This window comes from Seonamhaeicola marinus, assembly GCF_008085455.1.
Genome location: NZ_VSDQ01000503.1, coordinates 1 through 286, shown reverse-complemented (window position 1 = coordinate 286; position 286 = coordinate 1). Strand labels below are relative to the sequence as shown.

Genomic DNA, 286 nt, shown 5'->3' with positions numbered 1-286 from the left:
AACGTCCGTAAACGTCTTCACCAATTGGCATTTGAATTGGGGCACCTGTAGCAACAACTTCAGTACCTCTGCTTAAACCATCAGAAGAATCCATTGCAATAGTACGAACCGTATCTTCACCAATATGAGATTGTACTTCTAATACTAATGTAGAGCCGTCTGGTTTGTTAATTTCTAATGAATCATAAATCTTTGGAAGTTCAGACCCTGCTCCGAATTCTACATCAATAACTGGTCCTACTATTTGTGCAACTTTACCTGTAACTTTTGACATTACTTATCTGTT

The 286-nt window shown here is 37.8% G+C and carries 1 pseudogene; it reads right to left on the bottom strand.

The window, feature by feature from the left end:
* Window positions 1-274, bottom strand: a pseudogene (locus tag FUA24_RS07960) (F0F1 ATP synthase subunit beta); the annotation flags it as partial.
* Window positions 275-286: the final 12 nt, after the last annotated feature.